Source organism: Micromonospora sp. 15K316, assembly GCF_004348525.1.
GTDB lineage: Bacteria > Actinomycetota > Actinomycetes > Mycobacteriales > Micromonosporaceae > Micromonospora.
In genome coordinates, this window is record NZ_SMKG01000303.1 from 1 (window position 1) to 5877 (window position 5877).

Annotated in this window: 4 protein-coding genes; 1 reads left to right on the forward strand and 3 read right to left on the reverse strand. The window is 74.5% G+C overall.

Annotation, left to right across the window (positions count from 1 at the left end):
• Position 1 precedes the first annotated feature (1 nt).
• From cobA to cobC, 3 genes are all read right to left on the reverse strand, one after another.
• Positions 2 to 1234: a uroporphyrinogen-III C-methyltransferase gene (cobA, locus tag E1211_RS30100; RefSeq protein ID WP_132353296.1), complete on the reverse strand. Its 1233-nt coding sequence runs from the start codon at positions 1232 to 1234 to the stop codon at positions 2 to 4.
• Between the two features lie 64 nt (positions 1235 to 1298).
• Positions 1299 to 2396, reverse strand: coding sequence for a nicotinate-nucleotide--dimethylbenzimidazole phosphoribosyltransferase (gene cobT / locus E1211_RS30105; protein ID WP_132353302.1), 1098 nt, complete (start codon positions 2394 to 2396; stop codon positions 1299 to 1301).
• Positions 2396 to 3535: an Rv2231c family pyridoxal phosphate-dependent protein CobC gene (gene cobC / locus E1211_RS30110; protein WP_132353298.1), complete on the reverse strand. Its 1140-nt coding sequence runs from the start codon at positions 3533 to 3535 to the stop codon at positions 2396 to 2398. Before cobC ends, cobT begins: the two co-directional genes overlap by 1 nt.
• Positions 3536 to 3667: 132 nt before the next feature.
• On the opposite strand from cobC, the gene E1211_RS30115 reads away from it, so the two are divergent.
• Entirely contained in the window at positions 3668 to 5794 is a 2127-nt protein-coding gene (locus E1211_RS30115; RefSeq protein WP_132353300.1) for a transglycosylase domain-containing protein, read from the forward strand.
• The last annotated feature ends 83 nt before the right edge of the window (positions 5795 to 5877 follow it).

Consider the following 5877-nt stretch of genomic DNA (forward strand, 5'->3'; position numbering starts at 1 on the left):
GTCAGGGGTCGGGGGTCAGGGCGGTCACCACGTCGCCGATGACCACCACGGCGGGCGGGCGCAGGTCGGCGGCCGTCACGTCGGCGGCGACCGTGCCGAGGGTCGAGCGGATCGTCCGCTGCGCACCGGTGGTCCCCTCCTGCACCACGGCGACGGGGGTGCGCGCGGGGCGCCCGTGCGCGACCAGGGTCGCGGCGATCGCGGCCAGGTTCTTCAACCCCATCAGGATCACCACTGTGCCGCGCAGCGCGGCGAGCGCGTCCCAGCGCACCAGCGAGGCCGGCGAGTCGGGCGGCACGTGCCCGGACACCACGGTGAACTCGTGCGCCACCGCGCGGTGGGTGACCGGGACGCCGGCCGCCGCGGGCACCGCGACCGCACTGGTCACCCCGGGCACCACGGTCACCGGCACCCCGGCCGCCGCGCACGCCAACAGCTCCTCCCCGCCCCGGCCGAAGACGTACGGGTCGCCGCCCTTGAGCCGTACGACGAACCTCCCCGCCAGCGCGCGGTCGACGATGATCCGGTTGATCTCCTCCTGCGTACGGGCCGGTCCGTACGGGATCTTGGAGGCGTCGACCAGCTCCACGTCGGCGCGCAGCTCGTCGAGGAGCAGCCCGGGCACCAGCCGGTCGGCGACCACCACCTCCGCCTCGGTGAGCAGCCGCAGCCCCTTCACCGTGATCAGCTCCGGGTCCCCCGGGCCGGCGCCGACCAGGGCGACCCGGCCACCCGGGCGGCTCCGGCCGGCCCCCGCCGGATCCGTCGGGAGGGAGCCGCTGTGGGCGGCCAACAGGTCCCGCACCGCGTCTCGGACGCTCATCGCCCGGCGCGGATCGCCACCGCCGAGTACGGCGACCGTCACCGGGCCGTGCCGGGTCACCGCCGGGGTCCAGGCCGTGGCCGCGCTCCGGTCGTCGGCGCGTACGCAGAAGACCCGCCGCTCGGCGGCGGCGGTGCTGACCGACGCGGCGGCGGCGGGGTCGTCCACCGCCACCTGGACCAGCCAGGCCCCGTCGAGGTCGGCGGGGGTGAACCGGCGCTCCAGCCAGCGCAGCCGGCCGGCGTCGGCGTGCGCCCGCAGGGCCGGCGTCAGCTCCGGCGCGACCAGCAGCACGTCCGCGCCGGCGTCCAGCAGGGCCGGCACCCGCCGGGTGGCGACCGTCCCGCCACCCACCACGACCACTCGCAGCCCGGCCAGCCGCAGCCCGAGCGGGTACGGGGCCTCGGTCACGCCGCGTCCACCGCGATGCCGGGCACCACGCGCCCGAGTCGCCGACCTGGCTCGCTCCGCCCGCTCACTTCTCGGCCACGCCCGCGGAGTCGAACGTGGCGACCTCGTGCAGCACCCGGACCGCTCCGGTGACCACCGGCAGCGCGAGCAGCGCGCCGGTGCCCTCGCCGAGGCGCAGGCCGAGGTCGATCAGCGGTTCGAGGCCGAGCCGCCGCAGCGCGAGCGTGGCACCGGGTTCGGCGGAGCGGTGCCCGGCGACCATCGCGCCCACCGCGTCGGGGGCGAACGCCGCGGCGGCGAGCGCGGCGGAGCCGGCGATCACCCCGTCGAGCAGCACCGGTACCCGCCGCGCGGCGGCACCGAGGATCAGCCCGGCCAGCGCCGCGTGCTCCAGGCCACCGACGGCGGCGAGCACACCCAGCGGGTCCGCCGGATCCGGCCGGTGCCGGTCCAGCGCGGCCCGGACCACCTCGACCTTCCGGCGGTACGTCGGATCGTCCACACCGGTGCCCCGGCCGGTCGCGTCGGCCGCGTCGGCGCCGGTGAAGGCCGCGATCAGCGCGGCGGCGGGCGTGGTGTTCCCGATGCCCATGTCACCGGTGAGGAGGATCCCGGCGCCGGCCCCGATCAGCTCCTCGGCGACCCGGACACCCACCTCCACGGCGGCCCGGGCCTCGTCGCGGGTGAGGGCGGCGGCGACGGTGAGGTCCCGCGTGCCGGGCCGGACGGTGGCGCTCACCAGCCGGGGCACGGCCGGGTCGAGCGTGCCGGCCGCCGGGTGGTCCGGGTCGGTGGGCGCACCGGGGATCGGGGTGGCCACGCCGACGTCGACCACGGTGACCGTGGCGCCCGCCTGCCGGGCGAACGCGTTGACGACCGCGCCGCCGGCCAGGAAGTTGGCGATCATCTGGGCGGTGACCTCCTGCGGCCAGGGGCTCACCCGCTGGGCGTGCACACCATGGTCGCCGGCGAAGACGGCCACCGCGGGGGCGCCGGGCAGCGGGGGCGGGCAGGCGCCGGCGAGGCCGGCGAGGCGTACCGACAGCTCCTCCAGGGCGCCGAGCGAACCGGCCGGTTTCGTGAGCCGCCCGTGCAGCTCACGGGCCTCGGCCATCGCCGCCTCGTCGAGCGGCGCGACGGCCGCGATCGTGCTCTCCAGCATCATGCCTCCAGGATCTCGCCCAGTACCCGGGTGAACGCGTCGGTGGTGGCCCGGTCCCGGACGGCCACCCGCAGCCAGTCCGGCCCGAGGCCGGGGAAGGTGTCGCCCCGGCGTACCGCCCAACCACGCTCGCGCAGGGCGGCCCGGACCGCTGCCGCGCCCGCCAGCTGGATCAGCACGAACGCGCTCGCCGGCCGACCGGCGACGCGTACGCCCGGCAGGTCGGCGAGCCGGGCGACCAGGTGGTCGCGGTCGGCGGCGAGCTGCGCGGCGATGGCGCGCTCGGCCTCGACCGCGACGGGCCCGGCGCAGGCGGTCGCGGCCGCGAGCGCGGGTGAGGAGACCGGCCAGAGCGGCTGTACGGCGGCGAGCCGGGTCAGCAGTTCGGGCGCGCCGAGCAGGTAGCCGATCCGGAGCCCGGCCAGCCCCCAGGTCTTGGTGAGGCTGCGCACCACCAGCAGGCCGGGCAGCTCGCGGCGGGTGGCCAGGGACTCGGGCTCGCCGGGGCGGCCGGGGGCGGCGGTGGTGTCCGCGAACGCCTCGTCGACGACCAGCACCCGCCCCGGCCGGGCCAGCGCGGCCACGGCCGACGCCGGGTGCAGCACCGAGGTGGGGTTGGTGGGGTTGCCGATCATCACGAGGTCGGCGTCGGCGGGGACCAGCTCCGGGTCGAGCCGGAAGCCGTCGGCGGCGTCGAGCACTACCCGTTCGACCCGGTGACCGGCCGCCCGGAGCGCCGCCTCGGGCTCGGTGAACTGCGGGTGCACCACCACCGGGCGGTGTACGCCGCGCAGCGCCTGGGCGATCAGCACGAACGCCTCGGCGGCGCCGGCGGTGAGCAGCACCTCGTCCGGGTCGCGGCCGTGCCGGGCGGCGACCGCGGCCCGGGCCGGAGCGGCGTCCGGATAGCGGGCGAGGTCGGCCAGCGAGTCGGTGATGGGCCCGGCGAGCCAGGGTGGCAGCGGCGCCCGGCGGACGTTCACCGCGAGGTCCACCAGCCCCTCCCCCACCTCGACGTCGCCGTGGTGGCCGAGGTCGGGGCCGGGCGTGGGAGCCGCCGGCACGTCGGGGCCGGACGCCTCGCCGGCGCGGGGGCTCACCTCGACGCCCGGCAGGGTTCCGCTCGGCTGACCACGCATGCCCGCGATCCTGCCGGGAAGGCGGCGCGGGGGACAGCTGATCACGGCGTGGGCCGCGTCACCACCCACAAGCCGTACGGCCGTTTATGAATTTTTCTCATTTCCGATTCGGAAATGTCATAGCTTGACCCTGTGAGCAACCGACCCCTTGCCTCCGCTGGTCGTGCCGTCCCTCTCCTCCGCGCCGGGCTGATCGCCGGCATCGTGATCGCCGCCCTCGCCTATCCCATGGTCGCCGTCACCGGGCTCGGCGCGAAGGCCACCGCGCACGCCACGGAGGCCAAGACCAAGCTCTTGACCAAGGCCCTCCCCGCGGAGACCTCCTACCTCTACCTGCCGGACGGCAAGACCGTGCTGACGATGTTCTACGAGGAGTACCGGCAGTACACGAAGCTGTCGGACATGTCGCCGAACATCCAGCAGGCCATCGTGGCCGCCGAGGACTCGCGCTTCTACCAGCACAAGGGCGTCGACCCGAAGGGCGTGGTACGGGCCTTCGTGGCGAACGCCCGCTCCAGCGGGGTCTCCCAGGGCGCGTCCACCCTCACCATGCAGTACGTCCGGATGGCACTGCGGGACAGCGCGACGACGCCCAAGGAGGTCCAGGAGGCCACCCAGCAGACCAGCCTGCGCAAGATCAGGGAGATGCGGCTGGCGATGGACCTGGAGAAGGAGCTCAGCAAGGAAGACATCATCGAGCGGTACCTGAACTCGGCGTACTTCGGGCACCGCGCGTACGGCATCTACGCGGCCAGCGAGATCTTCTTCTCCAAGACGCCGAAGGACCTCACCCCGGTCGAGGCCGCGACGCTCGCCGGGCTGGTCAAGTCCCCGAGCCAGTACGACCCGGCGACCTCGGACCAGAAGGAGGCCACCGCCCGGCGCAACTACGTCCTGGACCGGATGAGCCAGCTCGGCTACCTCTCCCCGGACGCGGCCACGGCGGCCAAGGGCGAGCCGATCCGGCTCAAGCTCACCGACCCGCCGAACGACTGCGCCGCCGTGCCGGAGAAGTACAACAGCTGGGGCTTCATCTGCGACTACCTGAAGAACTGGTGGAGCGCGCAGCCGGCGTTCGGGGAGAACCGGCTGGAGCGGATGGACAAGCTGCGCCGCGGCGGCTACCGGATCGTGCTCAGCATCGACCCGAAGATCCAGGAGGCGGCCCAGAAGAACCTCGGGGCCGGCACCGGCAGTCCGTTCGCCAACGGCATCGTGGTCAGCGAGCCCGGAACCGGGCGGGTGAAGGCGATGGCGGTGAACCGGACGTACTCGCTGGACCTGAGCGAGAACCCGCAGAGCTCGAATCCGGAGGCCGGGCCGAAGGTGAAGGCGAACTACCCGAACACGGTCGCGCCGCTGCTCGGCGGCGGTGACCTGCCGGGCTACCAGGCCGGGTCGACGTTCAAGATGTTCCCGATGCTGGCCGCGCTCAACGAGGGCATGCCCCTCTCCACCTCGTTCAACGCGCCGCACCGGTACCAGTCGGCGATCTACGACGGGTGGGCGCCGACGAACGCGAGCGGCGCGATGTCCGGCATGCAGACCATGTGGTCGGGCTTCGGCAAATCCGTCAACACCTACTTCGTCTGGCTGGAGGAGCGGGTCGGCGCGGACAAGGCGGTACGCCTCGCCGAACAGCTCGGGCTGCGCTGGCGCACCGACGTCGACAAGGAGCAGGCCTCCCCGTCCAAGGTGAAGAAGTGGGGCGCGTTCACCCTGGGCGTCTCCGACGCCACCCCACTGGAGATGGCGAACGCGTACGCGGCGATCGCGGCTGACGGTCGGTACTGCGAGGCGATCCCGGTGCAGGGGATCTTCAACCGGGACGGCACACCGGCGACGTACTCGACCGCGTCCGGGATCAGCCGGGAGGTCGCCAAGCCGCGCTGCCGGCAGGTGGTCACCGCCGACGCCGCCCGGGCGGCCACCGACGCGGCCCGCTGCCCCACCGGGGACACCCCGGCGCGGGGAAGCTGCGGCGGCTGGTCGACGGCGGACAGCGTCCGGGGCACCGTCGGACGGCCGGTGGCGGGCAAGACGGGTACCACGGACAGCACCCGCTCCGCCTGGTTCGTCGGCTACACGCCGGAGCTGGCCGCGGCGAGCTTCATCTCCGATCCGGACAACCCGTTCAACGCGGTCGGTGACGGCCAGTCGCAGATCCCGATCAGCGCGGTCGCGGAGACCCTCCGCGACGGTCTGAAGGGCAAACCGACCCGCCAGTTCACCCCACCCAGCGACGCCATCGTCGGCTGACCTCCCCGCCGCCCCACGCCGGAGCCGGTCACCCGCAACGGTTGATCAAGAGGTTCGCGTCTGTCTCTTATACACAGCTCCGA

Excerpts from the sequence above, each read along its gene's own strand:
- cobT (WP_132353302.1), bottom strand. The coding sequence starts at position 2,396 with ATGCTGGAGAGCACGATCGCGGCCGTCGCGCCGCTCGACGAGGCGGCG.
- cobC (WP_132353298.1), bottom strand. The coding sequence starts at position 3,535 with ATGCGTGGTCAGCCGAGCGGAACCCTGCCGGGCGTCGAGGTGAGCCCC.